This window comes from Pleionea sp. WD8-19, assembly GCF_055326765.1.
The window spans coordinates 56,749-77,476 of sequence record NZ_JBUZOU010000016.1 but is presented as its reverse complement, the minus strand read 5'-3'; the positions used below and the strand labels follow the sequence as shown (position 1 = coordinate 77,476).

Below are 20,728 nucleotides of genomic sequence, written 5' to 3'. Positions count from 1 at the left end.
AATGGGGCAAGCAAGAAAACCAAAAGGCATTCCATTATGCACCTGGCGTTACCTGGTAATGCTGGGTGTTATTGGTTTGGTATTTGTTGCCATTCTTGGACGAGCTGCTTATTTACAAATTTACCAGTCAGGTCGCTTGTCCGACGAAGCGGATAAGCGGAGTGTGCGTTTGCAAGGTATAGAAACGCGACGGGGCGTTATCAGTGATCGAAACGGTATCGAGTTGGCACGAAGTATTCCGGTGGAGTCGGTGTGGATTGATCCGGCGACATTGTTAAAATCGCCTTCCATTTTACATTCCCGAGCTTGGCAACAATTAGCGACTTTGCTGGAAATGTCACAAGCGGAACTGAATCATTTTGTTCAACAGCGCAGTGGCAAGCGATTTGTTTGGTTAAAGCGGCAACTGCATCCTGAGCAAGCGCAAATTATTCATCGTTTAGCTATTGATGGCGTTTATTTGCAAGCCGAGCAACGTCGATATTACCCTACAGCAGAAATTAATGCTCATATTGTGGGGTTTACTGGCATTGATGCAAATGGTCTCGAAGGTATCGAAAAAGCGTTTAACAAGGTATTGATTGGCGACCCTGGAAAGAAAAAAGTCGTTGTCGATTTGCAACGTAACGTCATCGAAGACAAAGGGATCGTTGATGATGCTAAGCAGGGTGAAGATATTATCTTGAGCCTTGACTCTCGTATACAGGCTTTAGCTTATCGAGAATTAAAAGCGGCAGTACTCAGACACGGTGCTCGAGCCGGCAGTGTCGTGATTATCGATATTGATACCGGTGAAGTTATCGCGATGGTGAATCAGCCATCTTATAATCCGAATCGTCGCGATCAACGCAAACCGCAATTGACACGCAACCGTGCCGTAACGGATATGTTTGAGCCAGGCTCTACGGTTAAACCATTTACTGTATTAACCGCGCTGGAAAATCAAATTGTAAAGCCCAATACATTAATCACCACGAGCCCAGGAAAACTCAAAGTCAGTAATAACTGGGTGCGTGATGGTGTTAATTTAGGCACTGTGACCGTTACAAAAATTTTACAAAAATCCAGCAACGTCGGCGTCACAAAGTTGGCCTTGGCTTTGAATGATGAAACTTTCTTGGATACGTTTTTTAAACTGGGATTTGGACTCGACACTGGTAGCGGTTTTCCTGGTGAAAGTGCCGGAAAATTTTCAGTGCGACCTAACTGGACGCAATTTGAAAAAGCAACTATGGCATATGGGTATGGGTTTCAAGTAACCCCGCTGCAACTGGCGCAGGCATACGCTGTTTTAGGTAGTGGCGGAATCAAACGGCCTGTGTCCTTTTTAAAATTAGAAAAGCCATTAGCAGAGCAACGGATATTTTCAGAAGCGAACGCCAGAAAAGTATTAGCAATGATGGAAACCGTTGTTAGTGAAGGTGGAACGGCAACGGGTGCTGCATTGGAATCTTATCGAACAGCGGGTAAAACCGGAACTGCCCGCAAAGCCATTAAAGGTGGTTATGGCGATGAGTATTTGTCATTTTTCGCCGGAATTTCACCTGTAAGTAATCCCAAAATTGCAATGGTGGTTATGTTGGATGAGCCGGATGGTGATGTTTATTACGGCGGTGATGTTGCTGCACCTGTTTACTCTAAAGTCGCGGAACAAGCGTTGCGGTTACTGAATGTTAAGCCGGATAAAAACATGCAAATAGCTGAAGAAAAAGTGGGTCTTGGAGGTGCGCGTGGTTAATCGCATACACTTCGAGCAGCTGCAGTCTTTATGGCCTGATGTGACCTGTTATTGTGGTGACAAACAGCTGGAAATCAAAAATCTTACACTAGACAGTCGTGAAGTAAATCCTGGTGATGGGTTTGTTGCTGTGATCGGACATTTGCAAGATGGACGTAACTACATCGACAGCGCGATTTCTCAGGGAGCTATTTTTGTATTGTGTGATGCAGCCGATGTTCAACATACGATGCTTAAAGCATGCGAATCACAAGCGATTACTTGCTGGCTGGTGCCAAATTTGTCTCAGCGATTGAGCGCTATTGCAGATCTTTTTTACCAGCATCCTTCTCAATTTTTGAATATGATTGGCGTGACAGGTACCAATGGTAAGTCGAGTTGCGTACAAATGTTAGCACAAGCGTTGCATCTGATAGATGGTTGTTGCTGGACATTGGGCACCTTGGGATGTGGGCCGTTCGGCGCGCAAATGCCAAATGAAAACACTACGGCCGATGCAATAACGTTGCAAAAAGAATTGGCAAAGGCGGTCAGTTACAGTTGTGCAAATGCCGCAATGGAAGTGTCGTCACACGGACTGGTTCAAGGTCGGGTAACCGCAGTAAACTTTGATGTTGCTGTATTTACTAACCTATCGCGCGATCATCTTGATTATCATAAAACCATGGAAGCTTATGGTGACGCCAAAAAACAATTGTTTTTACATTCAGGTCTTAAGTGGGCTGTGATCAATGTCGATGATCGTTTTGGTCGTAAATTACGTAAAGACAAAACCATAAAGGCAAGAAAACTTTTTGTAACCTTAGAGCAACCATTAGAAGGAGCGGATTTGCAAAACTGGATTTGGGCAGAAGATATTCGGCTCACTTTAAAGGGAATTCGTGCAAATGTTTTTACGCCTTGGGGTAAGGGGCGACTGAAAGTTCCTTTGATTGGTCGCTTTAATCTTTATAACTTACTTTCTGTTGTTGCTGTACTCGGTATTAAGTTAAGTAATGCGGATGCCATTTTTGAAATTGTCAATCAATTGAAGTCGGTGACAGGGCGTATGCAGTTGGTTCGCGTACCCGAGCAACCATTAATTATCATCGACTACGCACACACACCCGATGCATTGGAACAGGCATTAAAAGCTACCCGAGAACATTGTAATGGCAAAATAGTCACCGTTTTTGGTTGTGGTGGCGATCGCGATCCGGGTAAACGGCCGTTAATGGCGCGAGTGGCAGAAAAGTATTCCAACACAGTCATTTTTACTGACGATAACCCTCGGACTGAAAATGCTGCTGTGATCATTAATGATATGCGCGAGGGGTTGAAAAAACCGGAATTGGTAAATTACATCAGTAGTCGTCGTGATGCTATTGCGCAAGCCGTATCGATCACAAATGATAAGGATGTGATTTTGGTGGCGGGAAAAGGTCACGAAGATTACCAAATTCTGGGAAATGAAAAAATTCACTTTAGTGATATTGAAGCAGCTAAAGAAGTTTTAGCGGGGAGAGTCGCATGATTTCACTGATGCTTTCTGAAATTGCGAATGTCACTCAGGGTAAATTGATTGGTGATGATGTAAAAGTGAGCTGCATTAACACGGATACTCGACAAAACAGTGAAGGCAGTTTGTTTGTTGCTTTAAAGGGTACCAATTTCGATGCGCACGATTTTGTTGACCAAGCAGTCAGTCAAGGTGCAAAAGCGCTATTGGTTGAGCATCGTGTAAGCTTTGATTGCCCGCAGGTGATTGTTAAGAATTCGCGGCTTGCTTTGGGGGCGATTGCTAAACGAGTGCGAGAGAAATCATCCGCTGAATTTATTGGACTAACCGGAAGTGTCGGAAAAACCACGGTTAAGGAAATGTTGAATCATGTGCTTCAATCCTTTGGCAATACACTGGCAACTTTTGGCAATTTGAACAACGACATTGGAGTGCCACTTACGCTATTTCGATTGAGCGGTGATGAACAGTTTGCAGTGATTGAAATGGGTGCCAATCACGCGGGGGAAATTGCTTATACCTCTGGCATGACCGCACCCGATGTTGCTTTGATTAATAATGTTGCACCTGCGCATCTGGAAGGGTTTGGTGATTTGCAGGGTGTCGCTCAAGCAAAAGGTGAAATCTACGAAGGGTTAAAAAAACAAGGTATAGCTGTCATCAATGCCGATGATCGTTTTGCCGATTTTTGGCGTAATAAAATTAAGCAACGCACCATCACTTTCGGTATTGAAAAAATGGCGGATGTGAAGGCGTCACATATTGAGACAAAGGGTGAAAGCGGTGTTGCCTTTGTGCTAACCGTTGGTACTCAGCAATTAACCGTGCAACTGTCTGTGCCCGGAAAACACAATGTCTATAACGCACTCGCCGCAATCAGTATTTGTAAAGCGCTGGATCTTTCTTTGGAAAAAGTTATCGAGTATTTACAAAGTTTTTCCGGCGTGAAAGGTCGACTGCAAACCCATCGATTACAAAATGGCTCCGTCATCATTGATGACAGTTATAACGCAAACTACACCTCGCTAACGGCCGCAATTGATGTGCTCATTCAACAACAAGGTGTAAAGGTTTTAGCTTTAGGAGATATGGGCGAACTGGGCTCGGAAGCGCGCGAGTATCATCATAAAGCGGGCGTATATGCACGTAATGCCAGGGTTGATCAATTGTTAACTATCGGTGTTTTAAGTCAGTTTGCCTATCAGGCTTTTGGGGAATCGGCTGTTCATTTTTCATCGCAGCAAAAATTAACGGAATATTTAATTGAACAATTACAAAAAACAAAAATGGCCATTCTGTTAAAAGGTTCTCGCAGTGCTCATATGGAGCAAATCGTTGAACCCTTGCTGCAATGGTCGAATCAGCATTTAGGGGGAACGCAATAATGTTATTGTGGCTTGCAGAGTATCTTCAACAGTATTACTCAGGATTTAATGTTTTTAATTATTTGACGCTAAGAGCCATTCTCAGTGTGATTACTGCGTTGGGTATTTCGTTGTTTATCGGACCGGTGATGATTCGAAAACTGACGCATTATCAAATTGGTCAAACTGTGCGAAACGACGGACCACAGACGCATTTATCAAAAGCGGGTACACCGACTATGGGTGGTGCATTGATTTTGGTGGCTATCGCATTATCGACATTATTGTGGGGTGATCTTGACAATCGACATTTGTGGGTGGTGTTGTTAACCACGATGGCCTTTGGTGTGATCGGTTGGGTGGATGACTATCGAAAGTTAATACGAAAAGATCCAACTGGACTTCCGGCTCGATGGAAATATTTTTGGCAATCGGTAGTCGGTATCACGGCCGCCTGTTATCTCTTTTATTCGGCTGGCTCGCCCGTTGAAACGACATTAATCGTGCCTTTTTTCAAAACTGTAGGTATTGCTTTAGGTGCTTTTTTATTTATTCCTTTGACTTACTTTGTGATTGTAGGAACCAGTAACGCCGTCAATTTAACTGATGGATTGGATGGCTTAGCGATTTTGCCAACCGTTTTAGTTGCAGGTGCTTTAGGGATATTTGCTTATGTTACTGGCCACGTCAAGTTTGCGGAGTATCTAGCGATACCTTATGTCGTAGGCGTCGGAGAGCTGACCATTTTTTGTGGTGCATTGGTCGGCGCAGGACTTGGATTTTTATGGTTTAACACTTATCCCGCACAAGTGTTTATGGGGGATGTGGGTGCGCTCGGTTTAGGGGCTGCGCTAGGAACTTTAGCGGTGGCGGTAAGGCAGGAGCTAGTACTTTTTATTATGGGTGGTGTGTTTGTTATGGAAACCGTTTCCGTCATCTTACAGGTGGCGTCGTTCAAACTCACCGGCCGGAGAATTTTTAACATGGCGCCACTGCATCATCATTATGAGTTGAAAGGTTGGCCTGAACCGCGAGTCATTGTCCGTTTTTGGATCATTTCCGTGGTGTTGGTTTTGGTTGGTTTAGCGACATTGAAAATACGGTAAGCGAAATCATGTTAACGCACTTTGACAAGCCAGTGATCGTAATAGGACTCGGTATTACCGGGATCTCTTGCGTGAACTATTGTCTGCATAAAGACTGGCCGGTCAAAGTGATGGATTCTCGTAGCGAACCACCCAAGTTACAAGCGTTTAAACGAGACTATCCAGGCGTTGAAGTTCATTGTGGTGAGTTTGAGTTAAGAAAGCTGCTCGATACTTCGTTAATCATTGTCAGTCCGGGAATCGATACTCAAACGCCAGTTTTCGAAGAAGTTCGCAAAGCGGGAATTCCAGTAGTGGGTGATGTTGAATTGTTTGCACAGGAATGCACTCGACCCATCATCGCTGTCACTGGTTCCAATGGTAAATCAACGGTCTGTGATTGTTTGGGTTTTGTGCTCAATCGACTGAATATTAAAACTATAGTTGCCGGTAATATTGGTACACCCGTGTTGGATTTATTGCGTGAGCAGCAGCCGGAATTTTATGTCTTGGAATTGTCGAGTTTTCAGATCGAATCATTAAGCAGCCTGCATGCACAAGCCGCATCGGTGTTAAATATCAGTGCGGATCATCTGGATCGTCATCATTCATTGGAAGAATATGCTGCAGTGAAAAAACGACTCTATCGAATGACGGAGTCGGTAGCGATTAATCTGGATGACGAAAAAACATTGGATGATTTATTACCGGAAAAAAGACTGAGCTTTGGAGCGGGAAAAAGTGCGGATATTCGAGTGGAGTCGAATGCCGAAGGATTTGTTATTACACAAAACAATGTGCATTTATTAAGTGAAACGGAGTCGCAATTAAAAGGCACTCACAACGGGTTAAATCTGGCGGCTTGTATCGCATTGTTGCAGTTGGTGAAAATTAATTATTCGTCCGATATGAAGCGGGCATTGTGTGACTATCCGGGGCTTGCTCATCGCTGCCAAACCGTTGCAAGCCACGATGGTGTGTTATGGATCAATGATTCTAAAGCAACCAATATTGGTGCGGCGCTCGCAGCAATTAATAGCTTTGCGAAAATGAATCGGCCACTGTATTTAATTGCGGGTGGCGACGCGAAAGGTGCTGATATTACAGAGCTGGTTCCCAAAATTTTGCAACATGTACGTAAAACCTGGGTATTTGGAAAAGATGCCGCTCTATTTACGCGAGTACTACCAGCTGACGTTTGTGAACAGGTTTCCGATCTGAATGAAGCGGTTCGAAATATCAAAGCCATTCTTAATGCTGGAGATATCGTTTTATTTTCTCCGGCCTGTGCCAGTCTCGATATGTATGCGAACTATCAGGCGCGTGGTGATCATTTCGTGCAACTAGTGCAGGAGGCTGAATGAGCAGTTCAAAAGCACTAACGCTTAATATAACCCAAGCCTTAGACACACGCTTACTGTGGATGTTACTGGTGTTGTTGGCAATTGGTGGCATGATGATAGTGTCAACGTCTATACCTTATGCGGAAAAAATGGTGCCGCAGAATCCTTTGTATTATGTGCAAAGACATTTTGTTTATTTGGCGGTTGCTTTAGTCGGTTGTTTTGTCACCTTAGGCATTAAAATTGAGCTGTGGCAAAAATACGGCCCTTGGTTATTGATCTTTGCAATTTTGCTTTTGGTCGTGGTTTTGTTGGTTGGTCGAACAGTGAATGGCAGCAAACGGGTGATTGCGTTAGGACCGATAACTTTACAGGTTTCTGAACTGGTTAAATTGTTTGTGATTACCTATATGGCAGGCTACTTGGTACGTCGAACCGATGAATTGCAAACACAGATTCGTGGTTTTATTAAACCATTACTGGTTGTCAGTTTAATCACCGTCTTATTGGTAGCAGAACCCGACTTTGGAGCGGCAGCGGTAATTACAGTAACCACATTGAGTATGATGTTTTTAGCGGGCGCAAAACTTTGGCAATTTATTTTGCTCAGTTGTTGTGTTGGTGTTGCCTTGTTTGGTGTGGCCATCAGTCAGCCGTATCGTTATGAACGATTAATGGTGTATTTGGATCCCTGGAAAGATCCCTATGGTTCTGGGTATCAGTTAACGCAATCGTTGATTGCTTACGGTAGAGGGGAGTGGTTTGGTGAAGGGTTGGGTAACAGTATTCAAAAACTGTCGTACTTACCTGAAGCGCATACCGATTTTGTGTTTGCTGTTTTCGCTGAAGAATTTGGTTTTGTTGGCGTTACGATAGTGATGGCCATTTTTATGATGTTGTTTTTGCGTGGAATGAGAATTGCGCGAGAGGCATTAAAGCAGCAACAAGCTTATGCCGCCTATTTGGCGTATGGCATAAGTATCTGGCTTATATTGCAGGTGATAGTAAACATCGGAGTAAGCAGTGGTGCTTTACCAACCAAGGGCTTGACATTGCCGTTTATCAGTTACGGCGGTAACAGCTTGGTCATGTGTTGTATTGCGGTTGGGATTTTATTGCGAGTTAACTACGAAACGCAATTGCAGCAAAACAAACAACCGGTGAATAAAGGAGGGCAGCAAGATGACTGAGTCAATGCCCTCAATCATGATCATGGCGGGTGGAACTGGTGGACATATTTATCCCGCATTAGCGGTAGCAAAAGAATTAATGCAACGGGGCTATCAAGTGAGTTGGCTGGGCTCTCAAGGTGGAATGGAGCAGGAGTTAGTTTCGCGCGAAGCGATTGACATGGATCTACTTGCTGTTTCTGGTGTGCGAGGCAAAGGTAAATTGGCCTTGCTTAAAGCTCCCTTTGTGATAGCTAACTGCGTTGTGAAATCGATGGCGATAATTCGAAAGCGAAACATTCGGTTGGTGGTCGGTTTTGGTGGGTTTGCGAGTGGGCCAGGTGGATTGGCTGCAGTATTAAGTCGAAAGCCGTTGTTGATCCACGAGCAAAACGCTGTTGCCGGAATGACCAATCGTTGGTTGGCCAAATTTGCTAGTGTGGTTTGTGAAGCTTTTTCGGGTTCCTTTGCGGCTTCTGAAAAAGTAAAAACAACGGGCAATCCGTTACGCGCATCGTTAGTCAATATACGTGATTTTGAACGGCCCAGTTTAGGTCGTCGAGCCGTTAATATTTTAATCGTAGGTGGGAGCCGCGGTGCAAAAGTGTTTAACGACGAATTGCCCGGGTTGTTATCACCAATGATTGCGGCGAAGCAAATCTGTGTGATGCATCAAACCGGAAAAGGAAATGAAGCACTCGTTAAGCAAAGGTATCAAAATGTTGAGGCAGAAGTTAAAGAGTACATTCACGATATGGACCAAGCGTATCAATGGGCTGATATAGTGATCTGCCGTGCTGGTGCATTAACGGTCAGTGAAGTTTCAGCGATTGGTTTAGCTGCAATTTTTATCCCTTATCCCTATGCGGTGGATAATCATCAAACGAAAAATGCTGAAAGCCTGGCAAATGAGCACGCGGCAGTGTTGGTTGCACAGTCGGATATTGCACGGGTGAAAGAAGAATTAATCGACTTGGTTCAGAATCGAAATAAAATAACAGAAATGGCGACAAGGGCAAAACAAAAAGGCTTATTGCAAGCCAGTACCCAAATCGCAGATCTGTGTGAAGATTTGATAAAGAGTAAAGCGGCATGAAGAAAAAAGTACAAAATTTTCCAATTCCTGAAATGCGCCGGATCCGACGCATTCACTTTGTCGGTATCGGTGGTGTTGGAATGAGTGGAATTGCCGAAGTGCTCTTGAATCAGGGGTATGAAATTTCCGGTTCGGATCGTTCGGAAAGCCCGGTCACCGATCGCTTGGTTTCTATGGGCGCGGATATTATGTTTAACCACGCAGCGAATAACGTGTTGGGTGCCGACGTAGTCGTAGTATCCAGTGCAATTTCGTCTTCCAATGCAGAAGTTGAGGCCGCCCGTACGCGACGTATACCGGTTGTTCGTCGAGCTGAAATGTTGGCCGAGTTGATGCGGTATCGTCATGGAATTGCGATTGCTGGGACGCATGGAAAAACAACAACAACCAGCTTGATCACAACCGTATGTGCGAAAGGTGGGTTAGATCCAACCTTTGTGATTGGCGGTGTGCTTAACAGTGCGGGGAGTAACGCACGATTGGGAACCAGTCGTTATTTTATTGCTGAAGCCGATGAAAGCGATGCCAGCTTTTTGCATTTACAGCCGATGGTGAGTGTTGTCACAAACATCGATATGGATCATATGGATACCTACGGTGATTTCGACAGTTTAAAACAAACTTTTATCGACTTTATTCATAACTTGCCTTTTTATGGACTTGCAGTGTTGTGTATCGATGATCCTATCGTTAAAGAGTTATTGCCGAAAATATCTCGACCTTATGTAACTTATGGTTTCGATGAAAAAGCGGATTATCGAGCGATAGACTTTTCGCAAGTTGGCAATGTGAGTCGCTTTCAGGTCGTGCGTAAAAAAGGCTCGCGCCCCATTGCGATCGATTTAAATTTACCCGGTAAACATAACGTATTAAATGCTCTGGCCGCAATTACTGTGGGTATTGAAGAAGGTGTAAAAGAGGATGCCATCAAAGAAGCATTGCTTAACTTTCAGGGCATTGGTCGAAGGTTTCACTCTTACGGTGTGTTTCCGTGCGCGAGCTCACCCGATTACCAAGGTGAAGTCGAAGTGGTGGATGATTATGGTCATCATCCTCGCGAAGTTAAGGCGACCATTGAAGCAGTACGCGAAGGTTGGCCAAATAAGCGATTGGTCATGGTTTACCAACCGCATCGTTATACGCGAACGCGTGATCTCTATGAAGATTTTGTTTCTGTATTATCGGAAGTGGATGTGTTGTTGTTGCTTGATGTTTATGCTGCAGGGGAAAAGCCGATTGCTGGTGCCGATAGTAAATCGTTGTGTCGCAGTATTCGGCAACGCGGTGAGCTGGATCCTATTTATGTGGAATCCACAGAAAAATTACAAGAGTTAATTGCGGGTGTTTTGGAAGACGGTGATCTGGTGCTAACTCAGGGGGCGGGTGATATTGGTCGCCTGGCAAAAAACTGGGCAGACAATAAACATTCGGTTTTTATAAAGAGTTGATGTGATGACGGTCGATGTAAAAAAACAATTTGGTAAAGTTGCCGTACTTATGGGAGGAAGCTCCGCTGAGCGTGATATTTCATTGAAGTCAGGAACTGCAGTATTAAACGGCTTGCTACGCAAAGGTGTGGATGCAATTGCATTTGATCCAAAGGAGCAAAACATCAGCGAGCTTAAATCACTTGCAGTGGATCGCACATGGATTGCATTACATGGTCGTGGCGGAGAAGACGGCACCATTCAGGCCGTGCTCGAGTATATGGGCATTGCTTACACCGGTTGTCGTGTGCAAAGTTCGGTCATTGCTATGGATAAATGGCGCAGCAAAATGATTTGGAAAGCGTTAGGGCTTCCTGTGGCTGCACATGTTTTGGTGGACTTAGATTTTGATGTTAACGAAAACAGCTTGCGTAATATTATTGCGCGATTGGGACCAACGCTTTTTGTGAAACCTGTACATGAAGGCTCGAGTGTAGGGATGAGTAAGGTAACCTCGGTGAGCAGTTTAGCGAAAGCCATAAAGTCAGCTCGTCAATACGATAATGAAGTTCTGGTTGAGTCTTTTATTGATGGTTGTGAATACACGGTTTCGATTTTACATGACAAAGCGTTACCCAGTATCAGTATGGTAACGCCTCGTGAATTTTATGATTACGAAGCGAAATATCACTCCACTGAAACACAGTATTTTTGTCCAAGTGGATTGAGTGAAGAAGAAGAACAGGAAATACAACATATTGCATTGCAAGCTTTTAAAGCATTGGGATGTAGCGGTTGGGGACGTGTCGATTTTATTCGAGACAAAGCCAACAATAGCTTTAAATTACTTGAAGCCAACACAGTTCCGGGAATGACAGAGTCTAGCTTGGTGCCGAAAGCTGCGAAACAGGCCGGAATAGATTTTGACCAACTGACATTGGAAATTTTGAAAACCAGTTTATGAGTAGCCGTAAACGCCGTATGGCGACCGTAAAAAATAGCGCGCCTTCTCGCAATTTGAGTGGTTTGTTGCGTCGTTCATTTGCCGGTGTGTTTGTAACCGCTTTGGCAGGGTTGGTTTATTGGTCGGCGCCAAAAGTCACGGTATGGTGGCAACAATTGGAGTTTAGAGCCAGCGCATCAATCGAGGTGGTCGATCAAGATTCAAAAAATCAGTCCGTACAGTCTTGGAATGTTCGAATTAACAATCACGCTGAATTTGTTTCTGCCGAACAACTTGAACAGTTTATAAAGCAAAAAATTGATCAATCGTTTTTTACCCTTGATGTGGAACAGGTATCGAAACTTTTACTGACGCATCCTTGGTTAAAAGAGGTTTCGGCAAGAAAAGTTTGGCCCAACATATTGCTCGTAGAGGTTGAAGAGCATCAGCCTTGGCTTAACTTAAACGATAGTCAATTAATCAGTCAAGAAGGCGTTGTATTCAGTCCGGATAATGCAAGTCAGTTTACCGATTTGCCAAAATTAGAAGGTCACTATGGACAGATTTCGGATTTACTATCCATGTATCACTTTTTTTCTGAGCAAATGCCACAGGACGACTTTCGGATAACGCATCTAAAGTTTAGTGCGCACAATGGCTGGACGATGAAACTAGCGAACAATATTGAATTACATTTAGGAAAGAAAGATCTAACGGAAAGATTGGAGCGTTTTTTAGTAGTGATAGAGCAAATAAAAATGCAGCGGAATACGCAAGTGGCTTACATTGATTTACGTTATCAGTCGGGCGTTGCGGTCGGCTGGCAACCTGAATTACCCGAACAGCAGGTTGCCGAAAAGTAACGGGGTTAAAAGAGAATTATTATGACAAGAGCGCCGGAAAAGAAATTGATTGTAGGGCTGGATATCGGTACCTCGAAAGTGGTTGCCATTGTTGGTGAAGTGAATGCAAATGATCAAATCGATATTATTGGTATTGGTTCGCATCCATCACGCGGTTTGAAAAAAGGTGTGGTTGTTAATATTGAATCTACGGTGCAATCGATTCAGCGTGCTGTAGAAGAAGCCGAGTTGATGGCGGGTTGTCAAATCCATTCTGTATTTACCGGCATTGCGGGAAGCCATATAAAAAGTTTGAACTCGCATGGCATTGTAGCGATTCGAGATCAGGAAGTGAACGCGCAGGATGTGGATCGTGTTATTGATGCGGCAAAAGCAGTTGCTATTCCGGCGGATCAAAAAATTCTTCACGTATTACCACAAGAGTTTGTGATCGACAATCAGGAAGGTATTCGCGAGCCTATCGGTATGTCTGGTGTACGACTCGAAGCGAAAGTGCATATGGTAACCGGAGCGGTAAGCGCAGCGCAAAACATCGTTAAATGTGTGCGCAGATGTGGACTCGATACCGACGATATCATTTTAGAGCAGTTGGCATCGAGTTATTCGGTGTTGACGGAAGATGAAAAAGAGCTGGGTGTTTGTCTGGTTGATATTGGAGGCGGTACTACGGATATAGCCATTTTTACCGAAGGTGCGATTCGTCATACGGCAGTCATTCCGATTGCTGGAGATCAAGTGACAAACGACATTGCCGTTGCTTTACGTACACCAACGCAACATGCTGAAGACATCAAAATAAAATACGCTTGTGCTTTGCGACAGTTAACTTCGCTCGAAGACACCATCGAAGTTCCGGGTGTAGGAGAGCGCGCACCAAGACGTATGTCTCGTCAAACTTTAGCGGAAGTTGTTGAGCCTCGTTATGAAGAATTATTTAACTTAATTCAGGCTGAATTACGCCGCAGTGGTTTCGAAGAAATCATTCCGGCAGGAGTGGTGCTAACAGGAGGCTCTTCAAAAATGGAAGGGCTGATCGAACTTGCAGAAGAAGTGTTTCATATGCCAGTGCGATTGGGTATGCCACAGTTTGTAAAAGGTTTGTCGGATGTCGTGCGTAATCCGATTTATGCAACAGGCGTCGGTCTGTTGTTGTACGGACATCAACAAACCAAAGAATACCATTATTCGCCAAGACAAAATGGAAGTTTTACTTCTATCTTTGAGCGTATGAGAAACTGGTTCAGTGGTTTTTAAAAGTGTAAATCGAGAAGTTGTAATAAGAAGGGGAAATAACTATGCCTAATATGTTTGAACTGATCGATAACTGTCAGGACAATGCAGTTATCAAGGTGATCGGCCTGGGTGGTGGTGGAGGTAATGCTGTAGAACACATGCTTGCCGCCAATATCGACGGTGTTGAATTTGTTTGTGCTAATACCGATGCACAAGCACTAGGTCGTTCTAATGCACGCACAACCATTCAATTGGGTGGCAGCATCACCAAAGGTTTGGGAGCAGGTGCTAATCCGGAGGTGGGACGTCAAGCTGCGTTGGAAGATCGTGAGCGCATCCAGGACGTTTTAAAAGATACCGATATGGTATTTATCACAGCGGGAATGGGGGGTGGTACCGGAACCGGCGCGGCACCTATTGTTGCGGAAATTGCAAAAGAAATGGGGATTTTGACCGTTGCGGTTGTGACAAAACCTTTTTTCTTTGAATTGAAGAAACGGATGACGGTAGCGGAAGAAGGGATCGCTGAATTACGTCGTCATGTGGATTCGTTAATCATTGTTCCTAATGACAAGGTTTTATCCGTGCTTAAAGGAAAAGCCTTAACCGAAGCGTTTCGTGCTGCCAACGACGTATTGCACGGTGCGGTACAAGGCATTGCCGAATTGATCACGCGACCGGGCTTAATCAATGTCGATTTTGCCGATGTAAAAACCGTCATGTCAGAAAAGGGAATGGCCATGATGGGAACCGGAATTTCTTCTGGTGACAATCGTGCAAAAATTGCTGCTGAAACAGCGGTTGCCAGTCCTTTGCTGGAAGATGTGGATTTGTCGGGTGCTCGCGGAATTTTGGTGAACATTACTTGTGGTGAAGATCTGAGCATTGATGAGTTTGCTGAAGTGGGTAGTATCGTTCAGGACTTTGCCTCCGAGGAAGCCACGGTAGTTGTTGGAACAGCAATTGATCCGGAACTTAATGATGAGTTGAGAGTCACAGTGGTGGCAACGGGTCTTCTGGCCAAAGGCGAGCAAGCGGTAAAATTGGTTTCGAATACTCAAGAAGCGAAAAAGCCAGACGGCACAACGGATTATCAAAAATTGGATCGGCCAACGGTGATTCGTAAACAAAACGGTGGTGAAGCGAAAGCGGTCGGTAGCGATATGGACTACCTCGATATTCCTGCGTTTTTGCGAAAACAAGCCGACTGATCTTAGTGGTACAAGAGCGACAGCTCAAGCACGCTTGAGTGAACGATGCTGGCAAACAGATGCCCCCCTTCTGCGTCTGTTTGCGGCCGTTTTTTATTCGTGAGTTACATTTTAATTGATAAATAACTCATATTGAGAACTTCTCAAATATCAATGAGATGCGTAAAAATGATAAATAGGCATGGAAAAGTTGATATATTTTGCATATTGAGTAAAAAATGCTCTAAATTTATTTCCATGCCTAATGGGATCTGGTAGGATCACGCCCCTTCATGGATGGCAGATCCGGAACGGAACTCCTAGTTAGACAATATTGTGGAGTAACGCTTAATGATTAGACAACGCACATTGCGAACTGCCATTCGGGCAACCGGTGTTGGTTTGCATACGGGTGAGAAAGTGTACCTGACTTTACGCCCCGCTCCGGTTGATACCGGTATCGTATTCCGACGCGTTGATCTCGATCCTGTCGTAGAAATATCTGCCGCTCCTGAAAACGTAGGTGATACCACGTTATCAACTTGCCTGGTTAAAGGCGATGTCCGAATTTCCACTGTTGAACATTTGTTGGCCGCGATGGCCGGATTAGGTATTGATAATGCCTATATAGATGTATCTGCACCTGAAGTACCCATTATGGATGGCAGTTCAGGGCCATTTGTATTTTTGCTTCAATCCGCAGGGATTGAGGAGCAAAGCAAAGCGAAAAAGTTCATTCGAATTAAAAAGCGCGTGGTGGTTGAAGATGGCGACAAGAAAGCCGTGTTTGAACCCTTTGATGGCTTCAAAGTTTCATTTACCATTGACTTTGAGCACCCAGTATTTAAAGAGCGTGCACAAACATCTGTTATCGATTTTTCCAGTACTTCATTTGTTAAAGAAGTCAGCCGAGCACGTACCTTTGGCTTTATGAATGATATTGAGTATCTGCGATCTAAAAACCTCGCGCAGGGCGGAAGCCTAGAAAATGCCATAGTGCTTGATGATTATCGCATTCTTAATGAAGATGGCTTGCGCTATGAAGACGAATTCGTAAAACACAAAATACTGGATGCGATAGGCGACCTCTATTTGTTAGGTAATAGTCTCGTTGGCGCTTTTTCCGGTTTTAAATCGGGTCACGCTTTAAACAATAAATTGTTGAGAGCTTTAATAGCTGACGAAGAAGCCTGGGAAACGGTCACTTTTGAAGACGCTACAGCAGCACCGATTTCTTACATTATGAATCCGATCTTATCGGTGTGAAGGCTTATAATAGGTTTGCGCCAAAGTCTTTTTGCAGGACTTTGGCGTTTTGGTATATGGCGTTCTAGTTTTTGTGTAGCGACTCCGAAACGATTACATCAATTGCTGCAAGTCCAGGAAATCCATCGTTACGAAGTCGAGAAAGTAGCTGTGGTAATTCGAACTTTAACCGGGTTGCCCAGATACTGGACTCGGTTGCAATAACAAGTACGCTATCTCGATAGTTGATAATTCGGCAATGCGGTTGTAACTTTGAGCTCAATTTAGTTTTAACTATTTTGTCTAACTGCTTGATTTTTGCTAAATTGTCCAAAATTAGCCTTAAAGATCCTTCAGCTTTGTCCGATATGATATTGATAGGCTCTGGCAAATGTTGCTTCATTTGAGATTCTCAGATGATAAACTAGGGGATCTAAAACGGAATAACGCATTATAACAAAAACAAAGTCCCCGCTCTCAAAAAGGGTGACACTTAAATTCGCTAAGGGTGTTGGATAAATGAGTTTTACCATTTTACAGCGATCTCGTCATGGGATCCGAAGCTTAAAAGTGACCAAAGCAGGCATTTTTGCTCTGGTGGCTTTTGCATTAGCGTTACCGGTAATCACTGCCGTCGGTGGTTATCAGTTCGCAAAATACCAAGGTCTCCTAGCTAAGGTTGATGAAGATACAATCGATAATTGGCGTAACCAACTCAGTGATCAACGCCAGGAGCTGGAAAAAGCCAAAGCCATGTCGCAAAAGCAACTGAATGCGTTAACGGCTCGACTTGGAATTCTACAAGCACATGTTCGTCGACTGGATGCTGCAGGTGCACGTATTGCTGGCATTGCAGGGCTTGATGCGAAAGAGTTTAATTTTGGTGTGCCACCGGCTATTGGTGGGCCAGAGGAGTTGGATGAGTCCGTAGAGAAAGCAACTTCTCCTGACTTTTTCAGTTTACTTGACGATTTAGGCTCGCAGTTACTGAGTCGAGAACAACAGTTATCGGCATTAGAGTCATTGGTATTAGATAAACATATTGGGGTAGAGCGATATATTTCTGGTCGACCGATTGAAAAAGGATGGATGTCATCTTTTTATGGACGCCGTACTGATCCTTTCACAGGACGTCCAGCTTGGCATGCTGGGGTAGATTTCGCAGGCAAAGAAGGTTCGGCAGTAATATCAACCGCAGCGGGTGTTGTGACTTTTGTTGGTGAGCGATACGGCTATGGTTTGTTGGTTGAGATCAGCCACGGCGACGGATTCGTCACTCGATACGCTCATAATAAAGAAGCGTTGGTTGAAGTTGGCCAAGTGATTGAGAAAAATCAGCAAATTGCAAAAATGGGCAACTCTGGCCGTTCAACAGGCGCACACGTCCATTATGAAATTCTTAAAGACGGTAAGCAGATTAATCCGTTGCGATATATTAATCGGAGCAGCAAATCATAAAGAGAGCCGGCAATCGCCGGCTTTTTTGTCTTTTTCTTTTGTATTAAAGCGTGTTTATCTTTCATTGATGATAAATGAAAGATAAACACGCTTGAGTCCCCTTGTTTTTTGTTGCTACAGCCCCATTAAGTTTGCTTCACTTCCAGGCGATGCTGTGGAACACATCGATTGTGCGTATCCTAGTCGGTAATGCGTTTTACCGGCCGGGTTAATAAGGTACAATGCGGTGCCTTAGAAAGGCGAACGCATTTTATAAAGATAAGAGAAACGACATGTTCGGACAATTTTTAACCAAGATTTTTGGTAGTCGAAATCAACGCATTTTAAAACGATTACAAAAGCGAGTTGATGTTATTAACAGCTTCGAGGCCGAGCTAGAAAAAATAACCGACGAACAACTGCAATCAAAAACCACGGAGTTTAAACAGCGCCTGGAAAAAGGCGAAACGCTGGATGAGCTGCTGCATGAAGCCTTTGCGGTCGTTCGCGAAGCTGGTAAGCGCGTTATGAAAATGCGTCATTTCGATGTGCAGTTAATCGGGGGCATGGTGCTGCACGAAGGCAAAATTTCCGAGATGCGTACCGGTGAAGGTAAAACACTGGTAGCCACTTTACCCGCTTACTTAAATGCACTTAGTGGTAAAGGGGTTCATATCATTACAGTGAACGATTATTTGGCACAACGTGACGCCGATTGGATGCGTCCTTTGTATGAGTTTTTGGGTTTGTCGGTGGGTTGTGTGCTATCCGGGCAGTCGCATCCAGAAAAACAACAAGCTTACGGGTGTGATATTACTTACGGTACCAATAATGAATTTGGTTTTGACTATCTACGCGATAACATGGCGTTTAGTCTTGAAGAAAAAGTTCAGCGTGAATTGAACTTTGCTATTGTCGATGAGGTTGACTCGATATTAATTGACGAAGCACGTACACCATTGATTATTTCTGGCGCGTTAGAAGACAGCTCCGCTCTTTACAAACAAATGAATGGCTTGATTCCACGACTGGAACAGCAAATCGTTCATGGTGAAGACGACAGCGAAGTGGTCGAAAAAGAAGGTGATTACACCATCGATGAAAAGTCTCGCCAAGTGCATTTTACTGAACAGGGGCAAGTTCGAGTAGAAGAGTTATTGACAGAAGTTGGTTTGTTACCAGAGGGGCAGTCACTTTACTCCGCGCAAAGTATTTCGTTATTGCATCACGTTAATGCGGCATTACGTGCACACACCTTGTTCAAAAAAGACGTCGATTACATCGTCCAAAATGGTGAAATTGTTATTGTTGACGAACACACTGGCCGTACCATGCCGGGTCGGCGTTGGTCCGAAGGGTTGCATCAGGCCGTTGAAGCAAAAGAAGGTGTCTCCATTCAAAACGAAAACCAAACATTGGCTTCAATCACGTTCCAGAATTATTTTCGAATTTATGACAAGCTTGCAGGTATGACCGGTACCGCTGATACCGAAGCTTTTGAATTACAACAAATCTACGGATTGGAAGTGGTGGTGATACCGACCAACAAGCCTATGATCCGTAACGATATGGCGGATCTTGTTTTCTTAACGCGAGACGCGAAATATAAAGCTTTGCTTGAACAAATCGAAGAGTGCCGTGAGAAAGGGCAACCGGTTCTAGTGGGTACGGCTTCCATTGAAACTTCCGAATTATTGTCTGCTCTTATGAAGAAAAAGAAATTTCCTCATAAGGTGTTAAATGCCAAATTTCATGCGCAAGAAGCGGAAATTATTGCCGATGCTGGTCGTCCAGGAGTCGTGACCATTGCTACCAATATGGCTGGTCGAGGTACCGACATTGTGCTTGGTGGAAATTTAAAAGCTGAAATTGCGCAATTACAATCTCAATTGCAAGGTAAGCCAGAAGCTGAAATTAAAAAACAAATTGAAGCATTGGAGCAGGATTGGCAACAACGCCATCAACAGGTTTTGGATGCTGGTGGTTTGGCGATACTCGGTTCCGAACGCCATGAGTCTCGTCGTATCGACAATCAGTTGCGAGGCCGTGCTGGTCGTCAAGGTGATCCGGGGTTGAGCCGCTTCTTTCTCTCTTTAGATGATGATCTGATGCGGATTTTTGCACCAGAGCGCATGGTGAATATGTTGCGCAAGCTTGGCTGGGAAGAAGATGAAGCCATTGAACATAAAATGGTTAACCGCGCCATTGAAAATGCGCAACGTAAAGTAGAAGCGCGTAACTTTGAAATTCGAAAACAGTTGCTGGAGTATGATGATGTTGCGAACGATCAACGACAGGTTATTTACGAGCAGCGCCATGAATTAATGTCGACCGATGATATTTCGGAAACTATTGATGCGATTCGTTACGATGTGTTGAACGATGAGATCAGTGGGTATATTCCTCCACAGAGCATTGACAGTATGTGGGATATCGCAGGACTTGAAGATCACTTGCGTAAAGATTACTTGACCGAGCTGCCAATTAAGAAATGGCTCGAAGAAGACGACGAGTTGCACGAAGATAAGTTGCGCGAAAAAATTATTAACGCGGTTGTTGCGAACTATAAAGCAAAAGAAGAAGCGGTTGGCGCTCCGGTTTTACGCCATTTTGAAAAGTCCGTCATGCTACAAACATTAGACTCCCATTGGCGAGAACATTTAGCGGCGATGGATCACTTGCGCCAGGGAATTCATTTACGCGGATACGCACAAAAAAATCCAAAGCAAGAGTATAAGCGAGAAGCGTTTGAATTGTTTACTGAGATGCTAATGTCGTTGAAGCACGAAGTGGTCAGCATATTGTCGAAAGTTCAAGTACGTTCTGAGGAAGATGCCGCAGCCGTTGAAGAACAGCGACGTCGTGAAGCCGAAGCGGCTAGAATGCAGTTTCAGCATCAACAGACCAGTGCGATGATACCGGAAGGTGCGCAACAAGATGATGCGAAAGCGCACACACCTTTTGTACGTGAAGGGGCTAAAGTAGGCCGTAACGATCCTTGCCCTTGTGGTTCCGGCAAAAAGTACAAACAGTGCCACGGAAAGTTGAATTAAAGTTGCTTGTTACAATACAAGAAGATGGCACTCGCCCGGAAAAT

16 protein-coding genes are annotated in these 20,728 nt (G+C 44.2%); 15 read left to right on the top strand and 1 reads right to left on the bottom strand.

Going from position 1 to position 20,728, the window contains the following annotated elements:
* The first annotated feature begins 1 nt into the window (after position 1).
* The 13 genes from ACTUJY_RS16680 (at position 2) to lpxC (ending at position 16,215) form a co-directional block, all read left to right on the top strand.
* On the top strand, positions 2-1,738 hold the full coding sequence (locus ACTUJY_RS16680) for a peptidoglycan D,D-transpeptidase FtsI family protein (RefSeq protein ID WP_463617257.1): 1,737 nt from the start codon (positions 2-4) through the stop codon (positions 1,736-1,738).
* Complete coding sequence (locus ACTUJY_RS16675; RefSeq protein ID WP_463617256.1) at positions 1,731-3,251, top strand: UDP-N-acetylmuramoyl-L-alanyl-D-glutamate--2,6-diaminopimelate ligase; 1,521 nt, start codon at positions 1,731-1,733, stop codon at positions 3,249-3,251. The genes ACTUJY_RS16680 and ACTUJY_RS16675 overlap by 8 nt, the downstream gene beginning before the upstream one ends.
* Positions 3,248-4,621: a UDP-N-acetylmuramoyl-tripeptide--D-alanyl-D-alanine ligase gene (locus tag ACTUJY_RS16670; protein WP_463617255.1), complete on the top strand. Its 1,374-nt coding sequence runs from the start codon at positions 3,248-3,250 to the stop codon at positions 4,619-4,621. Before ACTUJY_RS16675 ends, ACTUJY_RS16670 begins: the two co-directional genes overlap by 4 nt.
* Positions 4,621-5,706, top strand: a complete 1,086-nt coding sequence (mraY, locus tag ACTUJY_RS16665; RefSeq protein WP_463617254.1) for a phospho-N-acetylmuramoyl-pentapeptide-transferase — start codon at positions 4,621-4,623, stop codon at positions 5,704-5,706. The genes ACTUJY_RS16670 and mraY overlap by 1 nt, the downstream gene beginning before the upstream one ends.
* A complete protein-coding gene (gene murD / locus ACTUJY_RS16660; protein ID WP_463617253.1) occupies positions 5,649-7,049 on the top strand; it encodes a UDP-N-acetylmuramoyl-L-alanine--D-glutamate ligase in 1,401 nt (466 codons plus the stop codon). The genes mraY and murD overlap by 58 nt, the downstream gene beginning before the upstream one ends.
* On the top strand, positions 7,046-8,218 hold the full coding sequence (ftsW, locus tag ACTUJY_RS16655) for a putative lipid II flippase FtsW (protein ID WP_463617252.1): 1,173 nt from the start codon (positions 7,046-7,048) through the stop codon (positions 8,216-8,218). Before murD ends, ftsW begins: the two co-directional genes overlap by 4 nt.
* Complete coding sequence (gene murG, locus ACTUJY_RS16650) at positions 8,211-9,293, top strand: undecaprenyldiphospho-muramoylpentapeptide beta-N-acetylglucosaminyltransferase (protein WP_463617251.1); 1,083 nt, start codon at positions 8,211-8,213, stop codon at positions 9,291-9,293. Before ftsW ends, murG begins: the two co-directional genes overlap by 8 nt.
* A complete protein-coding gene (murC, locus tag ACTUJY_RS16645) occupies positions 9,290-10,741 on the top strand; it encodes a UDP-N-acetylmuramate--L-alanine ligase (RefSeq protein ID WP_463617250.1) in 1,452 nt (483 codons plus the stop codon). Before murG ends, murC begins: the two co-directional genes overlap by 4 nt.
* Positions 10,742-10,745: 4 nt before the next feature.
* On the top strand, positions 10,746-11,684 hold the full coding sequence (locus ACTUJY_RS16640; RefSeq protein WP_463617300.1) for a D-alanine--D-alanine ligase: 939 nt from the start codon (positions 10,746-10,748) through the stop codon (positions 11,682-11,684).
* A complete protein-coding gene (locus tag ACTUJY_RS16635) occupies positions 11,681-12,526 on the top strand; it encodes a cell division protein FtsQ/DivIB (protein WP_463617249.1) in 846 nt (281 codons plus the stop codon). The genes ACTUJY_RS16640 and ACTUJY_RS16635 overlap by 4 nt, the downstream gene beginning before the upstream one ends.
* A 21-nt stretch (positions 12,527-12,547) precedes the next feature.
* Positions 12,548-13,780: a cell division protein FtsA gene (gene ftsA, locus ACTUJY_RS16630; protein WP_463617248.1), complete on the top strand. Its 1,233-nt coding sequence runs from the start codon at positions 12,548-12,550 to the stop codon at positions 13,778-13,780.
* A 50-nt stretch (positions 13,781-13,830) separates the two neighbouring features.
* On the top strand, positions 13,831-14,970 hold the full coding sequence (gene ftsZ, locus ACTUJY_RS16625) for a cell division protein FtsZ (protein ID WP_463617299.1): 1,140 nt from the start codon (positions 13,831-13,833) through the stop codon (positions 14,968-14,970).
* A 330-nt stretch (positions 14,971-15,300) separates the two neighbouring features.
* Entirely contained in the window at positions 15,301-16,215 is a 915-nt protein-coding gene (lpxC, locus tag ACTUJY_RS16620; protein WP_463617247.1) for a UDP-3-O-acyl-N-acetylglucosamine deacetylase, read from the top strand.
* A gap of 64 nt (positions 16,216-16,279) precedes the next feature.
* On the opposite strand, the gene ACTUJY_RS16615 is transcribed toward lpxC, so the two are convergent.
* A complete protein-coding gene (locus ACTUJY_RS16615) occupies positions 16,280-16,597 on the bottom strand; it encodes a DciA family protein (RefSeq protein WP_463617246.1) in 318 nt (105 codons plus the stop codon).
* 116 nt (positions 16,598-16,713) lie between these two features.
* On the opposite strand from ACTUJY_RS16615, the gene ACTUJY_RS16610 reads away from it, so the two are divergent.
* Together ACTUJY_RS16610 and secA are read left to right on the top strand one after the other, a co-directional pair.
* Positions 16,714-17,652 (top strand): M23 family metallopeptidase, encoded by a 939-nt coding sequence (locus ACTUJY_RS16610; protein ID WP_463617245.1) that lies wholly within the window; start codon positions 16,714-16,716, stop codon positions 17,650-17,652.
* Positions 17,653-17,924: 272 nt separating this feature from the next.
* Entirely contained in the window at positions 17,925-20,684 is a 2,760-nt protein-coding gene (gene secA / locus ACTUJY_RS16605) for a preprotein translocase subunit SecA (protein ID WP_463617244.1), read from the top strand.
* Positions 20,685-20,728 lie beyond the last annotated feature (44 nt).

Bases quoted from the DNA above. Each gene is read 5' to 3' on its own strand.
- ACTUJY_RS16610 (WP_463617245.1), top strand. From the start codon at position 16,714: ATGAGTTTTACCATTTTACAGCGATCTCGTCATGGGATCCGAAGCTTA.
- ACTUJY_RS16670 (WP_463617255.1), top strand. From the start codon at position 3,248: ATGATTTCACTGATGCTTTCTGAAATTGCGAATGTCACTCAGGGTAAA.
- ACTUJY_RS16680 (WP_463617257.1), top strand. From the start codon at position 2: ATGGGGCAAGCAAGAAAACCAAAAGGCATTCCATTATGCACCTGGCGT.
- ACTUJY_RS16635 (WP_463617249.1), top strand. From the start codon at position 11,681: ATGAGTAGCCGTAAACGCCGTATGGCGACCGTAAAAAATAGCGCGCCT.
- ftsZ (WP_463617299.1), top strand. From the start codon at position 13,831: ATGTTTGAACTGATCGATAACTGTCAGGACAATGCAGTTATCAAGGTG.
- lpxC (WP_463617247.1), top strand. From the start codon at position 15,301: ATGATTAGACAACGCACATTGCGAACTGCCATTCGGGCAACCGGTGTT.
- murC (WP_463617250.1), top strand. From the start codon at position 9,290: ATGAAGAAAAAAGTACAAAATTTTCCAATTCCTGAAATGCGCCGGATC.
- ACTUJY_RS16640 (WP_463617300.1), top strand. From the start codon at position 10,746: ATGACGGTCGATGTAAAAAAACAATTTGGTAAAGTTGCCGTACTTATG.
- secA (WP_463617244.1), top strand. From the start codon at position 17,925: ATGTTCGGACAATTTTTAACCAAGATTTTTGGTAGTCGAAATCAACGC.
- mraY (WP_463617254.1), top strand. From the start codon at position 4,621: ATGTTATTGTGGCTTGCAGAGTATCTTCAACAGTATTACTCAGGATTT.
- ftsA (WP_463617248.1), top strand. From the start codon at position 12,548: ATGACAAGAGCGCCGGAAAAGAAATTGATTGTAGGGCTGGATATCGGT.
- murG (WP_463617251.1), top strand. From the start codon at position 8,211: ATGACTGAGTCAATGCCCTCAATCATGATCATGGCGGGTGGAACTGGT.
- ACTUJY_RS16615 (WP_463617246.1), bottom strand. From the start codon at position 16,597: ATGAAGCAACATTTGCCAGAGCCTATCAATATCATATCGGACAAAGCT.
- ftsW (WP_463617252.1), top strand. From the start codon at position 7,046: ATGAGCAGTTCAAAAGCACTAACGCTTAATATAACCCAAGCCTTAGAC.